This is a genomic window from Nonomuraea turkmeniaca (assembly GCF_005889735.1).
Taxonomy (GTDB): domain Bacteria; phylum Actinomycetota; class Actinomycetes; order Streptosporangiales; family Streptosporangiaceae; genus Nonomuraea; species Nonomuraea turkmeniaca.
The window spans coordinates 1-21,222 of sequence record NZ_VCKY01000030.1; the positions used below are offsets into that span (position 1 = coordinate 1).

Here is a 21,222-nt window from a genome sequence, read left to right on the forward strand (position 1 = left end):
AATGTCCGGAGAATCCGGGGTGGATGCCCCGGTCGCGTGGCCGTCGGTGTTCACCGCTGAGGCGCGGGTACGGAAGATGCAGACCAAGCTGCACCGTTGGGCGTTAGCCGATCATGGCTTCCGGTTCTACCGGGGTAACGCCATCCCCAGCCCCTGGCCGGAGGCCCTGATCGGCCCGACCTCAACGGCATGATCTCGTGGAGAGCCCGTTGCTCAGTAATGGGCACGGCGGGTTCGGCGGGCGGGCCGGGGAAACCCACCGGGAGCAATCCCGGCAGGGCGCCCCGGTCCGACCCAACAACCCCCTTGCCTGGCGGCCTCCCATAGAGTTAGCTGGCTAATTAGTCGGCTAATCCAAATCTTGGAGGGATTTTTCCATGCATGTGCTCGTTACCGGTGGCTCGTCGGGCATCGGCGCTGCCACCGCGCTCGCGTACGCCAAGACCGGGGCACGCGTCACGATCACCTACAACTCCGGCGCGGACCGGGCCGCCGAGATCGTCAAGCGCATCGAGGCGGAAGGCGGCGAGGCCGCGGCCGTCCATCTGGACCTGGAGGACCATACGACGATCGCACCCGCCGTCGCCCAGGCCGGCCCGGTGGACGCGCTCGTCGCGAACGCCGTCCGCTGGGGCACGATCATGCCCAACAGCATCCCGTTCGAGGAGGTGCCCGCCACGGAGTGGACGGCCGCCCTGCACGCCAACGTCGTCGGCAACGCCCTGCTCGCCCAAGCCGTCCTGCCCGGGATGCGGCGGCGGAAGTTCGGCAGGATCGTGTTCGTGTCGTCGGGGGCGGCCGAGGAAGGGCTGCCGGGCCCCGGCCCGTACGGCACCGCGAAGATGGCCCTGCACGGCATGGCCCGCGCCCTGGCGTGGGAGTCCGGCAGGGACGGCATCCTGGTGAACGTGGCGGTCGCCGGCCTCACCGTCACCGACGTCGCCCGCCCCGTCTCGCAGCAGGTCCTGGACGAGATCGCCGCCCGCACACCCAGCCGCCGGCTGTCCACGGCCGACGACCTGGCCGCCTTGATCGTCTTCCTCGGCTCCGCCGCCAACCGTAACGTCACCGGGGAGTTCGTTCGCGACGGGTCGAATGCGGGCAGGTCATCACACGCAGTGTGATCTCGCCCCCGGGTGTGCGAGCACGGATTCGGCCAACCTAGACTGAGGCATGTGCTGAAGGGCGACGGCCGGCTCGGCCATGACCTGGACCCCCACGACCGCGCTCCAAAAGACGCTTGTGGCGTCTTCGGCGTGTGGGCGCCAGGCGAGGAAGTTTCCAAACTCACCTACTACGGGCTGTACGCGTTGCAGCACCGCGGCCAGGAGTCCGCGGGCATCGCGGTCAGCGAGGGCAGCCGCATTCTCGTCTACAAGGACATGGGCCTCGTCGCCCAGGTCTTCGACGAGTCTGTGCTCGGCACCCTCCGCGGCCACCTGGCCATCGGCCACTGCCGCTACTCCACGACCGGATCGAGTGTGTGGGAGAACGCGCAGCCGACGTTGAGCTCCACCGACGTCGGCGGCCTCGCGCTCGCGCACAACGGCAACCTGATCAACACCCCGGAGCTGGCCCAGCGCCTGGCCCCGGGGTCGACCAGAGCCACCACCGACACCGAGGTCCTGACCACGCTCCTGGCCCAGGACCGCACCCGCTCCGTCGAGGACGCTGCCGCCGAGCTGCTCCCGCAGGTCAAGGGCGCTTACTCGCTCGTGTTCATGGACGAGAAGACGCTCTACGCGGCCCGCGACCCACAGGGCATCCGCCCGCTGGTGCTCGGCCGGCTCGAACGCGGCTGGGTGGTGGCCTCCGAGACGGCCGCGCTCGACATCGTGGGCGCCACGTTCGTCCGCGAGATCGAGCCGGGCGAGATGCTCACCATCGACGAGCGCGGCGTGCGATCGCGCCGCTTCGCGCTGGCCGAGCCGAAGGGCTGCCTGTTCGAGTACGTCTACCTCGCGCGCCCCGACACCACCATCGCGGGCCGCGGCGTCCAGGTCACCCGGGTCGAGGTCGGCCGCGTGCTGGCCCGCGAGCACCCTGTGGAGGCTGACCTGGTCATCCCCACGCCGGAGTCCGGCACCCCGGCCGCCGTCGGCTACGCGCAGGAGAGCGGGATCCCGTACGGGCAGGGGCTGGTCAAGAACTCCTACGTGGGCCGCACCTTCATCCAGCCCTCCCAGACCATCCGCCAGCTCGGCATCCGGCTCAAGCTCAACCCGCTGCGCGAGGTCGTCGAGGGCAAGCGGCTGGTGGTCGTGGACGACTCGATCGTGCGGGGCAACACGCAGCGGGCCATCGTGAAGATGTTGCGCGAGGCGGGAGCTCGTGAGGTGCACGTACGCATCTCCTCGCCGCCCGTGGCCTGGCCGTGCTTCTACGGCATCGACTTCGCCACCAGGGCGGAGCTGATCGCGGGCTCGCTGACGGTGGAGGAGATTCGGGCCTCGCTCGGCGCGGACTCGCTGGGCTACATCTCCCTGGAGGGCCTCACCAAGGCCACCACGATTCCGGCCGACCGCCTCTGCAGGGCCTGCTTCGACGGCTCGTACCCCATCCCCATCGACCAGGACAACGTGGGCAAGTTCGTGTTGGAGACCAAGGCGTGATCGAGCGAACCATGGACACAGCAGTGCAAGTGCTCACGCTGCCGACGAAGGAGGCTGCGTGAGCACGTACGAAGCCGCCGGTGTGGACATCGCGGCCGGCGAGCGGGCCGTCGACCTGATGAAGAACAAGGTGGCGCGCTCTCGGCGGCCCGAGGTGGTCGACGACGCCAGCGGTTTCGCCGGCCTGTTCGACGCCTCCGCCCTGCTGCGATATGAGCGGCCGCTGCTGGCCACCTCCACCGACGGGGTGGGCACCAAGGTCATGATCGCTCAGCAGTACGGCAAGCACGACACGATCGGCATCGACCTGGTCGGCATGGTCCTGGACGACCTGGTGGTGTGCGGGGCCGAGCCGCTGTTCATGACCGACTACATCGCCTGCGGCAAGGTGGTGCCCGAGCGCATCGCCGAGATCGTCGGCGGCGTCGCCGAGGGCTGCCGCCTGGCCGGGGCCGCGCTCGTGGGCGGCGAGACGGCCGAGCACCCGGGGGCGATGGGGCCGGACGAGTACGACCTGGCGGGAGCCGGGACCGGCGTCGTGGAGGCGTCCGCCATGCTCGGGCCCTCCCAGGTCCAGGAGGGTGACGTGGTGCTGGGGCTCGCCTCCTCGGGCGTGCACTCCAATGGCTACTCGCTGGTGCGCCACATCCTGCGCGAGGCCTCGCTGTCGCTCGAGACGGTGCTGCCCGAGCTGGGCCGCCCCCTGGGCGAGGAACTGCTGGAGCCGACCCGCATCTATTCGCTCGACTGCCTGAAATTGGCCCGTACGGGCTCGGTCCACGCCTTCGCGCACATCACGGGCGGCGGGATCGAGGGCAATGTGTCGCGCTCCCTCCCCAACCACCTGGACGCCCTGCTCGACCGTTCCTCCTGGACCCCACCGCCGATCTTCGGCGTGCTGGCCGGGCATGGGCGGGTGGCCCAGAAGGACATGGACCGCACGTTCAACCTGGGGGTCGGCATGGCCGCCATCGTCGCCCCCGACGCCGCCGACGCCGCCATCCGCCTACTGGCCGACCGCGGCCTGCCCGCCTGGGTCCTGGGCGAAGTCGTCCCAGGCACCGGCTCGGCCCACTACCGCTAAGCCGCCCGGCCCGGGGACCGGGCCGCGGCCCTCACGCGCAGCGCGGCGATCGGCCGGGGTGTCGAGCGCCGCAGGAGCTGAAGATCGCCCGCCTGGCCGCCGAGGGCCCGTCCAACCACGCGATCGGCCGGCAGCTCTGACTCAGGTGGTCTTGTGCCGCTGGTAGTAGCGGGCCACGCGGACACGGTTGCCGCACAGCTCCGGTGAGCACCAGCGGCGGCGGGGGTGGGCGGGCAGGAACAACATGCGGCACTGAGGGCCCTCGCAGCCGCGGATCCGGCCGACGGCCGGGTCGGTGAGCAGGTCGGCGGCGGCCTCGGCGAGCTGGGCGAGCAGCCGCGCCAGGTCGTCGCCGTCCCGTCCCATGCCCGTGCGGAACGTCCCGTCCCGCCACTCCAGCACGCGGTAGGGCGGAGCGCCGCGGGCCGCCTCGTTGAGGGCGGCGACCGCCGCGTCCGGCGGCGAAGCGCCCTCCCGCACGGCGTTCAGCGCCGACTCCACATGGCCGCGCAGGCGGCGGACGGCGGCCAGTCCCGCGGCCGTGAGCGGGGCCGACGGCGCCGTGAGCCGGTCGGTCTGGCGGGCGAGCCACGTCTGGAAGTCCCCGGGCGCGTCAAGGGCGTCGAAGTCGCGGGCACGCGTGTTGACCAGGTCCAGCGCGAGCGGCTCACCGATCAGGAGCTCCATGCCAACTAATGGTACATCCGATACTTGACCCATTAGCCGGAAACTGGTTATAACTAATGCATCTTCCATCGAAAGAGACATTAGTTATGGACATTCCTCAGGTACGGCACGGGTTCGTGGACGTGGACGGCGTGCGGGTCTTCTACCGCGAGGCCGGGCCGCGGAACGCGCTGCCGGTGCTTCTCCTGCACGGCTTCCCGTCCGCCTCACACCAGTACAGGCGGTTGATGGACGCGCTGGGCGACCGCTACCGGCTGATCGCGCCCGACTACCCCGGCTTCGGGCACACACAGGCGCCGGACGGCTTCGTCTACTCCTTCGACCGCCTCGCCGACGTGATCGAGGGATTCGTCCGGGCGATCGGCCTGGAGCGGTTCGTGTGGTACGCGTTCGACTTCGGCGGCCCGGTCGGCTTCCGGGTCGCCACCCGGCATCCCGAGTGGATCGCCGCCCTGATCGTCCAGAACGCCAACGCCTACGACGAGGGACTCTCCGAGCTGGCGCGCAAGACCATCGACTCCCCCGTGAAGGACCTGTTCACGCTGCCGGTCACGCGGAGTCAGTACGAGGGCGGCACGACGGATCCGGCACTGATCGCGCCCGACGGATGGACGCTCGACCAGCACTTCCTCGACCTGCCCGGACGCAAGGAAGCACAACTGGCGCTCGCGCTGGACTACCGGTCGAACGTGGAGCTCTATCCCGCCTGGCAGGCATGGCTACGCGAGCACCGCCCGCCCACGCTGGTGCTCTGGGGACGGGGAGACGCGTTCTTCCCCGAGCCCGGCGCGCACGCGTACAGGCGCGACGTGCCCGAGGCCGAGATACACGTGTTCGACACCGGGCACTTCGCACTGGAGGAGAAACTTCCGGAGATCGCCCCACTCATCGCCGGCTTTCTTGCCCGGCAAGCGTGACGAAAGCCCCACGGTTGCCCGTGGGGCCCGACGAACGTGAGCGAGGATCCGGCGCACGAAGGGTGCGGCCGGGCCCTCGGCACGTCAACCCGGAGAGTGGCTATCGACGGCCGGACGGACGGCCATCGTCGTCGTCTCCGGTGTCATAGTCATCGGCGTAATCGGCATAGCGATCCGCCAGCTCATCGTTGAGGTCGTCGGCGTCGTCATTGCGGCTGGAGTCTCCGACCCCGAGTTCGTCGCGAAGACGGTCAAGATCCGTGCCACCGCTGTTGTACTTCAGCTGGCGAGCAACCTTGACCTGCTTGGCCTTTGCTCGGCCGCGCCCCATTGGCTCGACCCCCTCGTGTGGGGTCGTCCCCGACCCCTCGTCGCTAACGCACCACACACTGACGCCGCCTGACTTTGGACGTCAGCCTATCGTTCGCCTATTACCGTACCTGTTTTGTGCCCAGCTCGGTACGTCGTATGGGCGTGGGGCGTCAGTGGCCCAGCCAAATAGCCCTAATACGCCCGACTTCCGACATTCTGCGCTCAGCTAGCCTATCCGCTGCGACCGCGGGAGGAACGCCCTCATCGGCCGCGATTCGGAAGATCTTCAGAGTCGTGTCATAGATCTGGGCGGCTTTGGACCTGGCCCGATCCATGTCGAACCCCTTGATCTCATCCGCGACCTGGATCACTCCGCCGGAATTGACCACGTAGTCCGGCGCGTAGAGGATCCCGCGTTCGGCGAGCTGCTTCTCCACACCCGGGTGGGCGAGCTGGTTGTTGGCCGCGCCGCACACGATCTTCGCGTTCAGCCGAGCCACGGTGTCGTCGTCGAGCGCGCCGCCCAGCGCGCACGGCGCGAACACGTCGATGTCGGCCGACGCCAGGGCCCGGGCGTCGGGCACCACGTCCACTTCGGGGTGTCGCAGGCGGACGCGCTCGATCGCCTTGGGGCTGACGTCGCAGATCACGACCTCGGCGCCGTCTTCGCGCAAGAGCTCGACCAGGCGGTGGCCCACCTTGCCGACCCCTTCGACGCCGACCCGCTTGCCGTGCAGCGACGGTGTGCCGTAGACCCGCTCGGCCGAGGCCCGCATGCCCTGGAACACACCGAACGCCGTGAGGATGGACGAATCACCCGCCCCTCCGTTGGCCGGCGTGCGGCCGGTCACGAAGCGGCACTCACGGGCGACGATGTCCATGTCCTCGCTGTAGGTGCCGACGTCGCAGGCGGTGATGTAGCGCCCGCCGAGCGACTCGACGAACCTGCCGTACGCGCGCAGCAGCGCCTCGCTCTTGTCCTTGGCCGGGTCGCCGATGATGACGGCCTTGCCGCCACCCAGGTCCAGGCCGGCCAGCGCGTTCTTGTAGGCCATGCCCTTGGCCAGGTTGAGCACGTCGGCGAGGGCCGCCTGCTCGCTCTCGTACGGATAGAACCTGGTGCCTCCCAGCGCCGGTCCGAGTGCGGTGTTGTGGATGGCGATGATGGCACGCAGGCCGCTCTGCTCGTCGGCGCAGAACACGACCTGCTCATGGACGTCCTTGTGGGACGAGCCGAAGACGTCGGTCACGGTAGTGACTCCCTGTCCGGTCCGCCGCACCGTTGCGGCGGAGATCACCTCACAGCGTAGTAAGCCTCAACGGTGCATGCAGGGTCGCTTCGTGACACGATGCCTCCGTGCTGCCCTATGCCGCCTACCTCCGCGTCTATGAGCCACTGACCGCGTTCGCCGAGTCCGAGCGCAAGGTGTGGGCCGATTACGCCGACTCACGTGACCGCCCGCGCCGCGCGAACGCGCTCAATGCGGAGCACGGCGAGTCGGTCATGCGCCTGCTCGGCATGCCCCCTCAACCCGTTCCCGCCCAGGAGAGCCCCAACGCCTATCTACGGCGCGTTGAAGACCGTCTGTACGTTTGCCCCTGGCAGACCCGCCTGCGCTCATGGCTGGCGTTCTCAAGGCTGCGCGGGAACACTCCCGTGAAGCTGATGGACCGCCTCGTGCCCAAAGGCGTCGCCGAGCAGATCGCCGACGACTTCGACCGGTTCAAACGCCAGGCCGACTCGTCCGCGTTGCGCACGCACATTCGCACTACGGCGTGGCATGTGCCGCCATCGTGGTTCGTGCCGTTTGATGGGAACGAGCGCTGGCTGGTGCTCGGCTCCTCCACTCCTGGGCAGGACGTGAAGACCACGGCGACCGGACGCAACCTCATCTACGTCACCTCCATGGCGCAGGCCAGGAGGCGGGCGGCGCGTGCGCTCAACGTGCTGCGCAGGCACCTGGGGGACGTGGCGGCCAACTTCGACGTGGAGGACATCGCGCGGTGGCTGGAGGAGTTCCACCCTCATTCGCTGGTCGAGCTGGACTACGGCGGCCTCGTGCACCTCATGGACGACGACGCGCTGCAGGCCGACCAGTCGGTGGCGGAGCTCGCGGCGGCTCTGACGGGCCTGGACACGGGTCAAGAAGAACTTGCCTACGCCATGTACCAGAGGGTGATCCTCCGGTGGAAGTCAATGCAACAGCTGGAATCTGCCAACTGAGCCCCAATGCGGCCGTCTGACCTGCATGAGTAGGTCACGTCTCACGGCTGCTCTCTTCTGCGAACTGAGTAGTTTGCCGTTTTCACTGCGATACCACGAACCGTGTCGCTAGAATCACCGAGCGTGACATGGCCACGTAGGCAGGCAGTCGGGTCAAAGAAGGGCTCGCCAATCGCTCTGCGTGGCGGTATGGTCACATCGGGTGATGCCGCATATGGCTCAGAAAAGCCGCACGCTCTGGGCCATAGGTGGACATCCGTGACACGCGCAAAGGCAGTCACAGGATCGCGAAGCCGGTCCACACGGAGGAGAGGCCGCACAAATGTCAGCTCGTACACCCGAGGCCGAGCCACTGCTTACGCCCGCTGAGGTCGCCACCATGTTCAGGGTCGACCCCAAGACCGTCACGCGGTGGGCCAAGGCGGGCAAGTTGACGTCGATTCGCACCCTGGGCGGTCATCGGCGTTACCGGGAGACCGAGGTTCGGGCACTGCTCGCGGGCATTCCGCAGCAGCGTTCCGAGTAACCAGAGGGTCGTCACTCACGATCCTCAGGGGGGTGAGGGGTGGACCAGGCCGAGGCTGGGCCCGGTCCACCACCGTCGGAAGTTGGCGCCGCCCGCCCGGCGCCATCCTTCTTACCTCGCGAGGGAGCGCCGTCGCCTGGAGGAGCGGCGGGAGCGTAGCGACCAGAGCGGAGGAAGGCGGCGGCATAGGGCGACCGAGCCCGCCTCACGAAGTGAGGCCATGAACAGGCGGCGGCATAGGGCGACCGAGCCCGCCTCACGGAGTGAGGCCATAGACCCGCATCAACGCGGCCACGTCGCTGTCATGGGTGGCGGCTACCCCGAGCAGCGCCACCATGTGGTCGACGAGCATGCGCTCGAGCGTCGAACGCTCGATGTCGCGATGCTCCAGCCAGTCGAGGCCGGCGGTCTCCACGGAGGCGATCCACGACCGCAGCGTCGTGCGCAACACCGGGCTGGGCTCCTCGACGCCCATTTGCTTCTGGATGAGGCGGAAAAGCCGGCGGCGCACGCCGTCCACGATCTCGCCGACCTCGCCCGTTCTGTTGGCGGGACCCCCGCGCAGCAGGGCCGCGAATCCGGCCGCGTGCTCCTCGACGAAGTCGAAATAGCGCCTGAGCCCCGAGGCCAGCTCGTCCAGCGGCCGTCCGCCCTCCGCCGGGCGCAGCCGGGACTCCAACTGCTCCGCCGCGCTCTTCAGCGCGGCCACGTAGAGCTCCTGTTTGCCGCCGAAGTAGTGGTAGACCAGGGCCCGCGAGGCGCCTGCCGCCGTCGCCACGTCGTCGATCGAGACGTCCTCGGCGTCGCGAGTGCTGAACAGCTCCAGGGCTGCCGCCATGAGCTCCTCGCGACGGCGGTCCACGCTGAGCCTGCGCCGCGCCGGCCGTGCCGTCTCGGCTGACTTCCCGGGTGTCACACCTGCACAGTATCGAATGGCTGACGTGTGGATATCCGGTCAATATCGGCATCTGATCTGTCAACCCGTGACGAACTAGTGAGTCAATCCGTGACGAAGGCCGTACCCTGCGGCTAACTCGATCGTTTGGTCAGACAGGTGCCCGTATCCGCCCCGCGGGGGAGACACATGTCAGGACCGCCCGTCAACACTTCAACTATCGCTGAGCTCAGAGAGGTAGACGCCCTGCCTCGGCCCAGACCCACCATCCGCAACGTCGCCGAGCGAGCCGGCGTCTCGAAATCGCTGGTCTCCCTCGTGTTGCGCGGATCCCCGCACGTGAGCGAGCACCGGCGCCAGGCGGTGCTCGCCGCCGCCCGTGAGCTCGGCTACCGGCCGAACGCGGTCGCTCGCAGCCTCGTGGAAGGCCGTACCCACCTCGTCGGCGCGCTCGTCGCCGACCTGCACAACCCGTTCTACGCCGAGTTCCTTGACGGCCTGCAGGAGAGCCTGCACGGCGACGGCCTGCGCATGCTGATCGGGAACAGCCAGTGGGACCCGGCGTTCGAGGACGAGGCCGTCGAGGCCTTCCTCGAGCTCAGGGTCGACGGGCTGGTCCTGCTGGGCATACCGCCGACCAGCGAGACGCTGATCGAGGCCACCGCCTACACGCCGACCGTCGTCGTCGGGGAACGTGACATCGAGCTCGACAGCGTCGACATCGTGGTCGACGACGACCAACTCGGCGCCCGTCTGGCCATCGACCACCTGGTCGAGCTCGGCCACAAGCGCATCGCGCACATCGAGGGCCCGCGTTCCTCGCGCTGCGAGGGGTACCTCGTGGCAATGCGCAGGCACTCGCTGGCGCCGTACATCATGGTCGAGGCCGCGGACTCCTCCGAGGACGGCGGCCGGCAGGCGGCGATCGCGCTGCTCACCCGCGACCCCAGGCCCACGGCGATCTTCGCCGCCAATGACGTGGTCGCGCTCGGCGTGCTGTCCGCCGCCGACGAACTGGGCCTGCGTGTTCCGGAAGACCTCTCCGTGGTCGGGTACGACAACACACATCTGTCGGCCTCCCGGCACATCTCGCTGACCTCGGTCGATCAGCCCCGCCGTGCGATGGGCCGATCAGCCGCCGCGCTGCTGAGCGACAGGATCGGAGACCCCGGCAAGGGCGCCCGCATGCGCGAAGTCCGCCCCGAGCTGATCGTCCGTCGCAGCACGGGAAAGGTCGAATGAGCAATCCGCAAGGCGGACCGCCGCTGCGGCCTGGACCCGCACACGGCAGCAGGGCGGCAGCCTGCTGGAGCAGGTTTCTCATTCGTATGCCAGCCGTAAAGCGCGCTGCCGGTACGGGAGGCCGCTAGCGCACGTTTCTCCCAAGGCTGGGTCAAGCAGCGTGGCGTGGCGCCCGCGCGGCGGTTTACTCGGCAGGGTCATGCTATTTGTGGCCGGATCATCCGGTCACGATCTGATCCGGGGGAACAGTCATGCGTGATCCGGAACTGGTGTCCTGCGCCCAGCGGGCGGCGGCCGAGCTCGAGCGCGCCTGGGGGCACTGGCGCGCGGGCAGGGGGCGCGGCGTCGACGCCGGCGCCGAATCCGTCGCCAGCTACGTCGCCCACTCCCTCGACCATCCGTGGGGCCGCCCCCGCGTCGTCCTCGGTCTCGACGCCGAGGACGCGCGGGAGCTGGCCGCCCTGCTGGATCGTCAGGAGGTCGGCGCACCGGGGTTCTCATAAAGACGGTCCGAGTACCGGGTTTGACGTAAGTTGGAGCCCATGCGTGCTCTACCAGCGTCAGTACTCGCCGTCTGCGGCCTGATCGCCTCCGCGTGCGGCGGCACCGGCTCCGGTGGCGCCGCGGCAGGTCAGGCCGCTCCCGCGACCGCCGTGCAGGAGCAGGCGCCGGCGAAGGACGCGCCGCCGGAGGGCAAGCCGCTGGACGGCAAGGTCATCGTCATCGACCCCGGCCACAACGGCGGCAACCGCCGCGATCCCGCGGCCATCAACCGCAAGGTCAACGTGCTGACCCAGTGGAAGGCCTGCGACACGACCGGCACCGCCACGAACAACGGCTACAGCGAGGCCGCTTTCACGTGGGACGTCTCCACCCGCCTCGCCAGGATCCTCAAGAACCGCGGCGCCACGGTCAAGCTGACCAGGCAGAACAACAACGGCGTCGGGCCGTGCATCACCGAACGGGCCGCGATCGGCAACAAGGCCAAGGCGGACGCCGCGATCTCCGTGCACGCCGACGGCTCGGCCCCGGGCAACCGCGGCTTCCACGTCATCATCCCCAAGAAGATCAACGGGCCTGTGGACAAGGTCGTGGGCAAGTCCAACAAGCTGGGCCTGGCCGTACGCGACGCCTTCGCGAAGGGCACCGGCCTGCCCTACTCGACCTACATCGGAAGCAAGGCCCTGAGCTACCGCAACGACCTGGGCGGGCTCAACCTGTCGACGGTGCCGAAGGTCTTCATCGAGTCCGGCAACATGCGCAACGCGGTCGAGGCGGCCAAGTTCCAGGACCCGAAGTTCCGGCAGCGGATCGCGCTGGCGCTGGCGAACGGATTGCAGCACTATCTCGAAGCATGATTCCTCGCCCTGAGCTGCTCAGCGATCTGTCCGCTTCCTTTGAACTGACCACGGGCGCGACCGTGTCCGGCGACCTGGTGGACGCCGTGCGCCTGGCACTGCCCGTGCTCGACCTGCGTCCCGGCGACTCCGGGGAGATCGACGTACGGCAGGATCCGGCCCTGGGCGAGGAGGCGTACCGGCTGACGGCCGGCTCGCGGGGCATTGAGATCGTGGCCGGCGGGCGAGCCGGCGCTTTCTACGCGGCGCAGTCGTTGCACCAGCTGCTACCCCCTGCCTCCTACCGGCTGGCGGGGAACACGTCATGGCTGGTGCCAGGCGTACGGATCGAGGACGCGCCGCGGTTCTCCTGGCGGGGGCTGCACCTGGACGTGGCGCGGCACTTCTTCCCCAAGCGGGAGATCCTCCGCCTGCTGGACCTGATGGCGATGCACAAGCTCAACCGGCTCCACCTGCACCTGGTGGACGACCAGGGGTGGCGCGTGGAGAGCCGGGCCTACCCGCTGCTGCACGAGGTCGCGGCGCACCGGCCGCGGACGGCGATCAACTACTACCGGGAGCCGGAGGCGTACGACGACGTCCCGCACGGCGGCTACTACACGCTCGACGACCTGGCGGAGATCGGTGCGTACGCCCGGGCGCGCTGCGTCACGGTCGTGCCCGAAATCGACGTGCCGGGGCACGCGTCGGCGATCCTGGCGGCGTACCCGGCCCTCGGGGCCACCGGGGAGCGGCACGACGTGCTGGACCAGTGGGGCATCTCCCCCGCGATCCTGTCGCCGCTGCCGCCGACCGTGGAGTTCCTGACCACGATCTTCGACGAGCTGATGGGGGCGCTGGGCGAGACGCCGTACGTGCACATCGGCGGGGACGAGGTCGTGCTCGACCGCTGGGCCGGCTCGGCGGAGATCACCGCGTACCGCGACTCGCTGGGGCTCGCCACCGCCAATGACTTGCAGGCGTGGTTCCTGCGGCGGCTGGCGGACGCGCTGGCCGAGCGGGGATCGCGGGCCGTGGTGTGGGACGAGGCGTTCGTCAGCGGCGGGCTGCGGCAGGACACCGTCGTCATGCCGTGGCGCGGCATGGGCGTGGGCCGGCGCGCCGCGGCCGCCGGGCACGACGTGGTGGCCACACCGGTGTTCCCGCTCTACTTCGACTACGCCGAGTCGGCCTCGACCGACGAGCCGATGGCCATCGGGGACGCGATCACCGTCGAGGACGTGGCGGCGTTCCGGCCGGCGCCCGCGGAGTGGACGGACGAGGAGCGCGCGCGGGTCATCGGGGCGCAGGCGCAGTTGTGGACCGAGCGGGTGCCGGACGCCCGCACGGTGGACTACCGCATGTGGCCGCGGGCCTGCGCGCTCGCCGAGGTCGCCTGGTCGGGCACCGGCCAGGAGGGCTTCGCCGGGCGGCTGGTGGAGCATCTGGGGCGGCTGGACGCGATCGGGGTGGAGTATCGGCCGCTCGCCGGGCCGCATCCGTGGCAGCGGCGGCGGCCGCACCGCCCGAGCGGCGTGCGGGTGGCGGACGTGATGGCGCGCATCGACGACATGACGCACGACCCGGAGTCCACCCGGCCGAGCGTGTGACTCAAAGAGCCGGGCGGTCGTTGAGTATGCGCTGGAACAGCCGGTGGTCCTGCCACTTGCCGTCGATCTCCAGATAGCGCGGCGCGACACCGTACGCCTCGAAGCCGCACTTGAGCAGGACACTCTGCGAGGCGGCGTTGTGGAGCAGTGTGCCGGCGGCGATCCTGTGCAGGCTCATGTCCTCGTCCGCCATGCGGCACACCTCCGCGACGGCCTTGGTGGCCAGGCCGCGGCCGGTGTAGCGGGCGTCCGTCCAGTAGCCGAGGTCGGCGCTGAGCCACGGCCCGCGGACGATGTTGTTGAGCGTCATGCGCCCGACGATCTCGTCGCCGTCGGCGAGGACCCACGGCACCGCCCGGCCCTCCGCCTGCTGCGCCAGCACGTGCTCGAGCCGGCGGGCCTGGCCGCGCCGCGTGTAGAACTCGTCGGGCCGGCTGGGCTCCCACGGCCGCAGGTGGTCGCGGTTGCGGACGTAGGCGCGCAACATGGCTTCGGCGTCCTGCTCGGTGGCCAGGCGCAGTACGACGTCGTCTGTGAGTGACACCGCTTCGATCACCGTCCCACGATAGTGGGCAGTGGGCTAGGCGGTGCGGCCGACGATCTCCATGATCGACTTCAGGCCGTGGCGGCGTACGCGCTTGGCCAGCCGGCGGTGGATGCGCGAGGCCCAGAGCGGGCCGCCGTAGATCCAGCCCGTGTAGCCCTGGACCAGGGTCGCGCCCGCCAGCAGGCGCTCCCAGACGTCGTCCTCGTCCTCCACCCCACCGGCCGACACCAGCGTGAGCCGGTCGCCGACCCGCGCGCGCAGCCGGCGCAGCACCTCCAGCGAGCGGCCCTTGAGCGGCCGGCCGGACAGGCCGCCGGTCTCGCCGCCGTGCCTGATCGTGGTGTTGGTCGCGATGATCCCGTCCAGCCCGAGCTCCAGCGCCAGGTCGGCGACCGCGTCCACGTCCTCGTCGGCCAGATCCGGGGCGATCTTCACCAGCAGCGGGGTACGGCGGGGCGTGCCGTCCGCGACCTCCTTGACCGCGGTGAGCAGCGGCCGCAGCAGCGACACGGCCTGCAGGTTACGCAGCCCGGGCGTGTTGGGCGAGCTGACGTTGACCACGAGGTAGTCGGCCAGCGGGGCCAGCTCCTTGGCGCTGGCCACGTAGTCGGCCGCGGCCTCGGACTCGGGCACCACCTTGGTCTTGCCGATGTTCACCCCGACCACGACGGGCACGCCGCGGGTGCGGCGGAGGCGGCGCGCGGCGGCCACGGCGCCGGCGTTGTTGAAGCCCATCCTGTTGATCACCGCGTGCTCTGCGGTCAGGCGGAACAGGCGTGGGCGCGGGTTGCCCGGCTGGGCGTGCGCGGTGATGGTGCCGACCTCGACGTGCCCGAAGCCGAGCGCCGCGATGCCCTCCGCGCACGCGGCGTCCTTGTCGAACCCGGCCGCCAACCCCAGCGGGCCGGGGAAGTGCACACCGAACGCGGTCACGCGCAGGGCCGGGTCGTGCGGCGCGAGCGCACGGTGCAGCAGCCGCTTGACCAGCGGCAGCCGCGCGAGGAGCGCGAGGGCGCTCACCGTCAGATGGTGCACGGCCTCGGCGTCGAAACGCCGCAAGACCTGCGTGAACACGAGGCGATACATCACGGGTCAGGCTACCAATCCCGCCTCGTGGGCGATGATCGCGGCCTGTACACGGTTGCGTACGTCGAGCCGGGTGAGAATGGCGCTCACGTACGCCTTCACCGTGCCCTCCACGATGTGCATCCTGGCCGCGATCTCGGCGTTGGACAGCCCGGCGCCGAGCAGGGCGAGCACTTCGCGTTCGCGCTCGGTGAGCCCCTCGATGCGGTCGCGGGCCTGCGCGCCCCTGGCCATCCTCCCGCCCGCGAGCTGGGCGATGACCCGCTGCGCGACCTTGGGTGACAGGTACGCCGCCCCCTCGGCCACCGCGTGGATCCCCGCGATCAGCTCGCGCGGATCGCCCGACTTCAGCAGAAAGCCCGCGGCCCCGACGTCGAGCGCCTTGGCGATGTAGTCGTCCTCCCCGAATGTGGTGAGCATCACCACGGCCGTCTCCGGCGCGACCCTGCGGATCTCCGCGGCCGCGCCCAGCCCGTCGAGCCGCGGCATGCGGATGTCGAGCAGCACCACGTCAGGGAGGTGACGGATGGCCAGGTCGACGGCCTGCCTGCCGTCGCCCGCCTCGGCGACCACGTCCAGCGTTGGGTCGGTCGCGAGGATGGCGCGTATCCCGGCGCGGATCATGGCCTCGTCGTCGGCGAGCAGGATGCGGATCACAGCTCTATATTGGCCGACATGGCACAGGTGAAGATGTACGGGCGCCGGGACGTGTGGTCCGGGCAGCAGCGGGAGATCTCGGATCTGGTGCAGTCCTGCCTGGTGAGCGCGTGGGGCCTGCCCGAGGAGAAGCGGTTCCACCGGTTCCTGCTGCTGGACGCCGACGACTTCGTGTGCCCGCAGCGGAGCGAGCGCTACCTGATCGTCGAGGTGGTCTGCTTCACCGGGCGCAGCGACGACGCCAAACGGGCGCTGGTCCGCGAGCTCTACGCCAAGTGGCCGCACGACCCCGAGGACTTGGAGATCACCATCATCGAGATGCCCAAGGTCAACTGGGGAATTCGCGGTGTTCCCGCTGATGAGCTCACCCTGTCGTACAAGGTGGAGGTCTAGCGAAGAGGAGAGTGCGGGCGGACGGTATGGTCCGACTCATGAGCACTCACTATGACGTCGTCGTTCTCGGCGCGGGTCCGGGAGGATACACGGCCGCGGTCCGCGCCGCCCAGCTCGGACTGCGCACCGCGGTCGTCGAGGAGAAGTACTGGGGAGGCGTCTGCCTGAACGTGGGCTGCATCCCGTCCAAGGCGCTGCTGCGCAATGCCGAGCTGGCCCACATCTTCCACAACGAGGCCAAGACGTTCGGCATCAGCGGCGAGGTCACCTTCGACTACGGCGCGGCCTTCCAGCGCAGCCGCAAGGTGGCCGACGGCCGGGTCAAGGGCGTTCATTACCTGATGAAGAAGAACGCCATCACGGAGTACGACGGCCGCGGCACGTTCCTGGACGCGAACACCATCCAGGTCAACGGCGAGACGATCACGTTCTCCCACTGCATCATCGCGGCCGGCGCGACCACCCGGTTGATCCCGGGCACGCAGCTGTCCGAGCGGGTGGTGACGTACGAGGAGCAGATCCTCACCGAGGAGCTGCCGCGCAGCATCATCATCGCGGGCGCCGGCGCCATCGGGGTGGAGTTCGCGTACGTGCTGCACAACTACGGCGTCAAGGTGACGATCGTGGAGTTCCTGGACCGGATCGTGCCGCTGGAGGACGAGGAGGTCTCGGCGGAGCTGGCCAAGCGCTACAAGCGGCTCGGCATCGAGGTGATGACCTCGACCCGGGTGGACGGCATCGAGGACACCGGCGCCTCCGTCAAGGTCACCGTGACCAAGAACGGTCAGCAGCAGGTGCTCGAGGCGGACAAGGTCCTGCAGGCCATCGGGTTCCAGCCGCGGGTGGACGGCTACGGTCTGGAGAAGACCGGCGTGGCGCTGACCGACCGGGGCGCGATCGCGGTCGACGGGCGCCTCCGGACGAACGTGCCGCACATCTTCGCCATCGGCGACGTCACCGCCAAGCTGATGCTGGCGCACGCCGCGGAGTCCATGGGCATCATCGCCGCCGAGACGATCGCGGACGCGGAGACCATGGAGCTGGACTACGTGATGATCCCGCGGGCCACGTACTGCCAGCCGCAGGTGGCCAGCTTCGGCTACACCGAGGCGCAGGCCCGGGACCTGGGCCATGACGTGAAGGTGGCGAAGTTCCCGTTCACCGCGAACGGCAAGGCCCACGGCCTGGGCGACTCCGTCGGGTTCGTCAAGATCATCAGCGATGACACGCACGGCGAGCTGCTCGGCGCCCACCTGATCGGGCCCGAGGTCACGGAGCTGCTGCCGGAGCTCACCCTGGCGCAGCAGTGGGACCTGACGGTGCACGAAGTGGCGCGCAACGTCCACGCGCACCCGACGCTCGGCGAGGCGGTCAAGGAAGCGATCCACGGCCTCGCCGGCCACATGATCAACATGTGACGCCCCAGGGCGCCGCACTTGCGGAAGCAGAGCGCGGCGCCCCTGGCTGTCGCCCGCGCTTGCTAGCGTCTTCGGTTCTCTGTATTTACATGAGTAAAACGGACATCAGCGTAGCCTCGTCGCATGCCGACCGAGCCGGGAAGCGATCCAGTGGAAGCCGATGCCGCGTCCATCCGGCGTGCCGGGCGGACCGTGGTTGAGAGCCGCGTTGTCGGGGCCTGACTCCGCATTCCTGGATGGAGTGCGGCTCTTGGGCCACCGCCCCGCCGGACGCTATCCCGTTGGTGCGGACACCAATGGGGGCGGGGACAGGGCGCCAGTCAGGCACCCGGCTGTGACCGAATATTACCGTCCGATTACGTTGAGTCGCAACCGACCTGCCGCGCGAGAGCAATGCGTACGGTTTCTGGCAGAGCCTCGGCCTGGACATCGTCCTGCAGCGGCGGTGGGACCTCCTGGTGCCGGACGAGGCCAAGGCGGCCTACAAGCGCGCCGGCCACGGGCAGGTCGACGTCGATCTCGGCGGGGCGCGGATGACCAGGTCGGCCGCGTTGTCCACGCTCGACCTGCGCGAGCACGGCGGCGAGATCCGCTGGGCGGGCCTGGACGCGCGGCCGCGCCTGACGACGCTGAGCTGGTCCGGCGACGACCGAGGGCTCGCCGAGGCGCTCGAGGACCGGCCGCTCCTCGCCGCGTTGCGCTGGGCGAGCCCGCCCGGCGAGGTCGACCTCGGCCGGACGCACCTCACCGACCTGATCATCGAGGGTCCCGGGCCGCGCCGGCTCGTCCTGCCGCCGGGGCTGATGCGGCTCAAGCTGCTGGGCGAGCCGCCCGAGGAGGTCGTGGCGGCCGCGGACGGGCGGTGGGTCCACCTGCTTCTGAGGTCCTGTCACCGCGGCGTCCCGAGCGGGTTACACGGGGTGCGGGACCTGACGCTGGACGTGGCGCGCGATCTGCCTGGCGCGGTGCTGGACGGGCTGACCGAGCTGGAGTCGTTGCTGGTGCGCTGGACCGGGCCCTACGGCGGGTTCCCTGGAGCCGTCGTGCTGCCCCGGCTGCACAGCCTTGAGCTGATCGACGCCTACGGGGTGGAGGCGTCGACGTTGCCCGAGTCCCTCCGGTATCTCCGCGTGAACGGTTTGCGGAGCAGCCGCTCGAGGGCCGTCAGGCAGCGGTACCAGGGCGCCGACGTGGTGGTCGAGGTTCGGGGTGCCAAGTCGGACCGGTGGCTGGCCGGCAACATCGACAATCCGCTGCGCGACTGGGTGGACGACGACAAGCGTGGCGGGACCGCGGCGTGCAAGGCCTACGCCGAGGCGGCACGGGCCATCGGCGCGTTGAGCGCGGAGGACCCAGGGGCGGTGGCGAACGCGCGGGGCGTGCTCCTGCGGTTCGTCGAGGAGCTCAACTCGATCGACGAGCGGCACGAGATGATCGACACGCTGCGGCGGGAGGAGGCGGGAGAGGCGTTCTTCGGGCTGGCGAAGCGGGCGGGGGTGCCGGCGACGGAGGCGGGGGCGTGGTTCGACGACTGGCGCGAGTTCTGAACTAGGCATCCCCCGTCCTGGGCTCGGGATCTCCGGCGATGGTCTCCGTGCCGAGGGCGATCTCCTCGTGCAGGCTCTTCGTCAGGGCGCCGGCCTGGCCGATCAGGTGACGCAGGCCCTCCGTGTCGCCGGTCTGGGCCAGCAGGTCCCGGTACCTGTGATGGCTCTTCTGCAGCTCCTGCGCGCGCAGCGCCGCATCCGCCTCGCGGACGCGGCTCGCGTACGCCTCCAGCTCCCGCACCCGGCCCGCGACGGCCGCGACCGACCGGCCGAGCGCCTCCCGCTGGGCCTCCAGCACCGCCGTCAGCTCCGGCGTCATCACCTCGGCCAGCGCCGCGGCCTGCTCGGCCCGCAGCTCGGTGTGGGTACGCAGCAGGGAGGCGATCTCCCACAGCCGTTCGGGCAGCACGACGTCGTTGGCGATGGCGTCGAGGAGCCCCAGCCGGTGCACCCGGGAGCCGGACACCTCCATGACGGCCTGCCGTGCGCGGGCCAGCAGGTCGAGCGCGGGGCTGTCCAACTGGGCCGGGACGACGTAGCGGCCCGCGTACCGGCGCTGCCGGTGTCCCATGTCGGGCCGCGAGATGCCGAACAGGAGCAGCATGATGCAGAAGACCATCACGACCGCCAGTCCGGCCGCCTCCATGTCGGTCCGGTAGACCGCGATGGTGAACAGGGCTCCCCCCGCGCCCGTGACCACCGCGCCGCCGCCCAAGAGCCACCGCGCCCATCGCGGCGTGTCGTGGTCGGACGGGCCGAGCAGCGGCCACGGCGTACCGAAGAAGCGTGACCGGTCCCGTACGGGCATGGTGGGATCCACGATCGGCTCATCGACCCAGTCGCCCATGGGCAACACCACCTCCGTCGGGTGGACACCGGAGACGTCCCTTCGAGCACACCCCGCCGAACCCGGCCGATCCACCAGGCTCGTGTGCGGATGTCGTGAAGATGTCGTGCAGCTATTCTTGGGGGCCGTGTCGCGACTTCTCGAGTTGTACGTCGCCGTCGACGTCGAGGCCGACGGGCCCATCCCCGGCCCGTACAGCATGATCTCCCTGGGCATGGCCGTGGCCGGGCGGGCAGATCTGACGTTCTACACGGAGCTGCGGCCGATCTCCGACGAGTACGTGCCCGCGGCGCTGGCCGTCTCCGGGCTCGATCGCGACAGGCTGCTGCGCGAGGCGCCCTCGCCCGAGGAGGCGATGACGGCGGCCGCCCGGTGGGTGAACGGGCTGCGGCAGATCGGGCGGCCCGTTTTCCTGGCCGCGCCCGCGGTCTGGGACGGCATGTTCGTGCACTGGTACTTCATGCGCTTCACCGGCAAGAGCCCGTTCGGCGTGACCGGGTCCGGGGTCGACCTGCGGAGCTACTGGATGGGTCGGACCGGTTGCGAGTGGTCCGAGACGCGCAAGGGGGACCTCAAGCGTGAGCTGGGCCTCGAAGGGCTGCCGCACACGCATCACGCGGGCGAGGACGCGGCCGAGCTGGCCCAGATCTTCGAGCAGGTCCTGCGGCGCACGACCGGCTGACTGAGGTTCTTACCCGTTCTTCAGAGTTCGCACAGGGTCCTCTGACACAGCCAGGTAAGGGTCGATGCCATGATCTCAACCTCGGAGCGGGCGCCGGGTCGCCGCCGGCTCGCCCAAACAGGGACGATCTCGCTGCGTTTCGGACTCTTGGCACTGGTCGCGATCGGCATCGCGGGCGCCACCTTCGAGCTGGCCTTCGAACGCCACTGGGAGAGCCCGACCCAGCTGATCCCCTGGGCGGCCCTCGGGGTCCTCACGCTCGCCCTGATCCTGCTCGCCTTCGGCGGCTCCCCGCGTACGGTCACCGTGGTCCGTGTCCTGGCCCTGGTCGTGCTGCTCACGGCGGCGTACGGCGGCTTCGTGCACGTCTCGGTCAACTACGGCGCCGGCGGGTCCGACTCCGAGTGGAGCACGCTCTCGCCGCTCACCCAGTGGTGGTACGCGGCCACCAAGACCGTCGGCTTCGCCCCGCCGCTCGCACCCGGCATGCTCGCCCAGAGCGCGCTCATGCTGCTGCTGGCCTCCCTGACGTCGAAGAGGCGGGAACCAGCCGGGCTCGGCGCCTGAAGCGGAAACCGCACTCTGAACGCCCGCTGAAC

Annotated in this window: 24 protein-coding genes; 16 read left to right on the top strand and 8 right to left on the bottom strand. The window is 69.8% G+C overall.

The window, feature by feature from the left end; translation table 11 throughout:
- The 4 genes from ETD86_RS56865 to purM form a co-directional block, all read left to right on the top strand.
- Positions 1–193, top strand: a 193-nt coding sequence (locus tag ETD86_RS56865; protein WP_211369983.1) for a hypothetical protein, incomplete at its 5' end; no start/stop codon positions are given.
- Positions 194–377: 184 nt separating this feature from the next.
- Positions 378–1,124: an SDR family NAD(P)-dependent oxidoreductase gene (locus ETD86_RS11630; protein ID WP_138666149.1), complete on the top strand. Its 747-nt coding sequence runs from the start codon at positions 378–380 to the stop codon at positions 1,122–1,124.
- A gap of 51 nt (positions 1,125–1,175) precedes the next feature.
- On the top strand, positions 1,176–2,612 hold the full coding sequence (purF, locus tag ETD86_RS11635) for an amidophosphoribosyltransferase (RefSeq protein ID WP_138666150.1): 1,437 nt from the start codon (positions 1,176–1,178) through the stop codon (positions 2,610–2,612).
- A gap of 58 nt (positions 2,613–2,670) precedes the next feature.
- On the top strand, positions 2,671–3,696 hold the full coding sequence (purM, locus tag ETD86_RS11640; protein ID WP_138666151.1) for a phosphoribosylformylglycinamidine cyclo-ligase: 1,026 nt from the start codon (positions 2,671–2,673) through the stop codon (positions 3,694–3,696).
- Positions 3,697–3,837: 141 nt separating this feature from the next.
- Here the strand turns inward: purM and ETD86_RS11645 are convergent, their stop codons facing one another.
- Positions 3,838–4,383, bottom strand: a complete 546-nt coding sequence (locus ETD86_RS11645; protein ID WP_138666152.1) for a CGNR zinc finger domain-containing protein — start codon at positions 4,381–4,383, stop codon at positions 3,838–3,840.
- An 86-nt stretch (positions 4,384–4,469) separates the two neighbouring features.
- On the opposite strand from ETD86_RS11645, the gene ETD86_RS11650 reads away from it, so the two are divergent.
- Entirely contained in the window at positions 4,470–5,300 is an 831-nt protein-coding gene (locus ETD86_RS11650; protein WP_138666153.1) for an alpha/beta fold hydrolase, read from the top strand.
- Between the two features lie 100 nt (positions 5,301–5,400).
- Here the strand turns inward: ETD86_RS11650 and ETD86_RS11655 are convergent, their stop codons facing one another.
- Together ETD86_RS11655 and ETD86_RS11660 are read right to left on the bottom strand one after the other, a co-directional pair.
- Entirely contained in the window at positions 5,401–5,631 is a 231-nt protein-coding gene (locus ETD86_RS11655) for a DUF3073 domain-containing protein (protein ID WP_138666154.1), read from the bottom strand.
- A gap of 151 nt (positions 5,632–5,782) precedes the next feature.
- A complete protein-coding gene (locus ETD86_RS11660) occupies positions 5,783–6,862 on the bottom strand; it encodes a Glu/Leu/Phe/Val family dehydrogenase (RefSeq protein ID WP_138666155.1) in 1,080 nt (359 codons plus the stop codon).
- A 107-nt stretch (positions 6,863–6,969) separates the two neighbouring features.
- On the opposite strand from ETD86_RS11660, the gene ETD86_RS11665 reads away from it, so the two are divergent.
- Both ETD86_RS11665 and bldC read left to right on the top strand, forming a co-directional pair.
- Complete coding sequence (locus ETD86_RS11665) at positions 6,970–7,836, top strand: DUF8083 family protein (protein WP_138666156.1); 867 nt, start codon at positions 6,970–6,972, stop codon at positions 7,834–7,836.
- A gap of 322 nt (positions 7,837–8,158) precedes the next feature.
- Positions 8,159–8,362: a developmental transcriptional regulator BldC gene (bldC, locus tag ETD86_RS11670; RefSeq protein ID WP_013133571.1), complete on the top strand. Its 204-nt coding sequence runs from the start codon at positions 8,159–8,161 to the stop codon at positions 8,360–8,362.
- A gap of 256 nt (positions 8,363–8,618) precedes the next feature.
- On the opposite strand, the gene ETD86_RS11675 is transcribed toward bldC, so the two are convergent.
- Complete coding sequence (locus ETD86_RS11675) at positions 8,619–9,278, bottom strand: TetR/AcrR family transcriptional regulator (protein ID WP_246147856.1); 660 nt, start codon at positions 9,276–9,278, stop codon at positions 8,619–8,621.
- Between the two features lie 168 nt (positions 9,279–9,446).
- Between ETD86_RS11675 and ETD86_RS11680 the strand changes: the two genes are divergently transcribed.
- The 4 genes from ETD86_RS11680 (at position 9,447) to ETD86_RS11695 (ending at position 13,446) form a co-directional block, all read left to right on the top strand.
- Positions 9,447–10,499, top strand: a complete 1,053-nt coding sequence (locus ETD86_RS11680; RefSeq protein ID WP_425465625.1) for a LacI family DNA-binding transcriptional regulator — start codon at positions 9,447–9,449, stop codon at positions 10,497–10,499.
- Positions 10,500–10,750: 251 nt separating this feature from the next.
- A complete protein-coding gene (locus tag ETD86_RS11685; protein WP_127937030.1) occupies positions 10,751–11,002 on the top strand; it encodes a hypothetical protein in 252 nt (83 codons plus the stop codon).
- A 39-nt stretch (positions 11,003–11,041) separates the two neighbouring features.
- Positions 11,042–11,857 (top strand): N-acetylmuramoyl-L-alanine amidase, encoded by an 816-nt coding sequence (locus ETD86_RS11690; protein ID WP_138666157.1) that lies wholly within the window; start codon positions 11,042–11,044, stop codon positions 11,855–11,857.
- Positions 11,854–13,446, top strand: coding sequence for a beta-N-acetylhexosaminidase (locus tag ETD86_RS11695; RefSeq protein ID WP_138666158.1), 1,593 nt, complete (start codon positions 11,854–11,856; stop codon positions 13,444–13,446). The genes ETD86_RS11690 and ETD86_RS11695 overlap by 4 nt, the downstream gene beginning before the upstream one ends.
- 1 nt (position 13,447) lies before the next feature.
- Here ETD86_RS11695 and ETD86_RS11700 read toward each other — a convergent pair whose 3' ends face one another.
- Genes ETD86_RS11700 through ETD86_RS11710 form a run of 3 tightly spaced genes read right to left on the bottom strand, consistent with a single transcriptional unit; the run spans position 13,448 to position 15,736 of the window.
- Positions 13,448–14,002: a GNAT family N-acetyltransferase gene (locus tag ETD86_RS11700; protein ID WP_138666159.1), complete on the bottom strand. Its 555-nt coding sequence runs from the start codon at positions 14,000–14,002 to the stop codon at positions 13,448–13,450.
- A gap of 24 nt (positions 14,003–14,026) precedes the next feature.
- Positions 14,027–15,079: a quinone-dependent dihydroorotate dehydrogenase gene (locus tag ETD86_RS11705; protein WP_211369984.1), complete on the bottom strand. Its 1,053-nt coding sequence runs from the start codon at positions 15,077–15,079 to the stop codon at positions 14,027–14,029.
- Positions 15,080–15,085: 6 nt separating this feature from the next.
- Positions 15,086–15,736, bottom strand: coding sequence for a response regulator (locus ETD86_RS11710; RefSeq protein WP_138666161.1), 651 nt, complete (start codon positions 15,734–15,736; stop codon positions 15,086–15,088).
- An 18-nt stretch (positions 15,737–15,754) separates the two neighbouring features.
- Here ETD86_RS11710 and ETD86_RS11715 point away from each other — a divergent pair, with 18 nt between their 5' ends.
- The 3 genes from ETD86_RS11715 to ETD86_RS11725 all read left to right on the top strand — a co-directional run bounded on the left by ETD86_RS11715 (position 15,755) and on the right by ETD86_RS11725 (position 19,094).
- Entirely contained in the window at positions 15,755–16,129 is a 375-nt protein-coding gene (locus ETD86_RS11715) for a tautomerase family protein (RefSeq protein WP_138666162.1), read from the top strand.
- Positions 16,130–16,167: 38 nt separating this feature from the next.
- The gene (lpdA, locus tag ETD86_RS11720) at positions 16,168–17,547 is read left to right on the top strand and encodes a dihydrolipoyl dehydrogenase (protein WP_138666163.1); all 1,380 of its coding nucleotides are present in this window, start codon (positions 16,168–16,170) and stop codon (positions 17,545–17,547) included.
- Positions 17,548–18,005: 458 nt separating this feature from the next.
- Positions 18,006–19,094, top strand: coding sequence for a hypothetical protein (locus ETD86_RS11725; protein WP_138666164.1), 1,089 nt, complete (start codon positions 18,006–18,008; stop codon positions 19,092–19,094).
- A gap of 1 nt (position 19,095) precedes the next feature.
- Here ETD86_RS11725 and ETD86_RS11730 read toward each other — a convergent pair whose 3' ends face one another.
- Complete coding sequence (locus ETD86_RS11730) at positions 19,096–19,941, bottom strand: hypothetical protein (protein WP_138666165.1); 846 nt, start codon at positions 19,939–19,941, stop codon at positions 19,096–19,098.
- 127 nt (positions 19,942–20,068) lie between these two features.
- Between ETD86_RS11730 and ETD86_RS11735 the strand changes: the two genes are divergently transcribed.
- Both ETD86_RS11735 and ETD86_RS11740 read left to right on the top strand, forming a co-directional pair.
- Positions 20,069–20,623, top strand: a complete 555-nt coding sequence (locus tag ETD86_RS11735; protein ID WP_138666166.1) for a 3'-5' exonuclease family protein — start codon at positions 20,069–20,071, stop codon at positions 20,621–20,623.
- Between the two features lie 69 nt (positions 20,624–20,692).
- Complete coding sequence (locus tag ETD86_RS11740) at positions 20,693–21,190, top strand: hypothetical protein (protein WP_246147858.1); 498 nt, start codon at positions 20,693–20,695, stop codon at positions 21,188–21,190.
- Positions 21,191–21,222: the final 32 nt, after the last annotated feature.

Bases quoted from the DNA above. Each gene is read 5' to 3' on its own strand.
- ETD86_RS11630 (WP_138666149.1), top strand. From the start codon at position 378: ATGCATGTGCTCGTTACCGGTGGCTCGTCGGGCATCGGCGCTGCCACC.
- ETD86_RS11645 (WP_138666152.1), bottom strand. From the start codon at position 4,383: ATGGAGCTCCTGATCGGTGAGCCGCTCGCGCTGGACCTGGTCAACACG.
- ETD86_RS11650 (WP_138666153.1), top strand. From the start codon at position 4,470: ATGGACATTCCTCAGGTACGGCACGGGTTCGTGGACGTGGACGGCGTG.
- ETD86_RS11655 (WP_138666154.1), bottom strand. From the start codon at position 5,631: ATGGGGCGCGGCCGAGCAAAGGCCAAGCAGGTCAAGGTTGCTCGCCAG.
- bldC (WP_013133571.1), top strand. From the start codon at position 8,159: ATGTCAGCTCGTACACCCGAGGCCGAGCCACTGCTTACGCCCGCTGAG.
- ETD86_RS11680 (WP_425465625.1), top strand. From the start codon at position 9,447: ATGTCAGGACCGCCCGTCAACACTTCAACTATCGCTGAGCTCAGAGAG.
- ETD86_RS11685 (WP_127937030.1), top strand. From the start codon at position 10,751: ATGCGTGATCCGGAACTGGTGTCCTGCGCCCAGCGGGCGGCGGCCGAG.
- ETD86_RS11690 (WP_138666157.1), top strand. From the start codon at position 11,042: ATGCGTGCTCTACCAGCGTCAGTACTCGCCGTCTGCGGCCTGATCGCC.
- ETD86_RS11695 (WP_138666158.1), top strand. From the start codon at position 11,854: ATGATTCCTCGCCCTGAGCTGCTCAGCGATCTGTCCGCTTCCTTTGAA.
- ETD86_RS11705 (WP_211369984.1), bottom strand. From the start codon at position 15,079: ATGTATCGCCTCGTGTTCACGCAGGTCTTGCGGCGTTTCGACGCCGAG.
- ETD86_RS11715 (WP_138666162.1), top strand. From the start codon at position 15,755: ATGGCACAGGTGAAGATGTACGGGCGCCGGGACGTGTGGTCCGGGCAG.
- lpdA (WP_138666163.1), top strand. From the start codon at position 16,168: ATGAGCACTCACTATGACGTCGTCGTTCTCGGCGCGGGTCCGGGAGGA.
- ETD86_RS11730 (WP_138666165.1), bottom strand. From the start codon at position 19,941: ATGGGCGACTGGGTCGATGAGCCGATCGTGGATCCCACCATGCCCGTA.
- ETD86_RS11740 (WP_246147858.1), top strand. From the start codon at position 20,693: ATGATCTCAACCTCGGAGCGGGCGCCGGGTCGCCGCCGGCTCGCCCAA.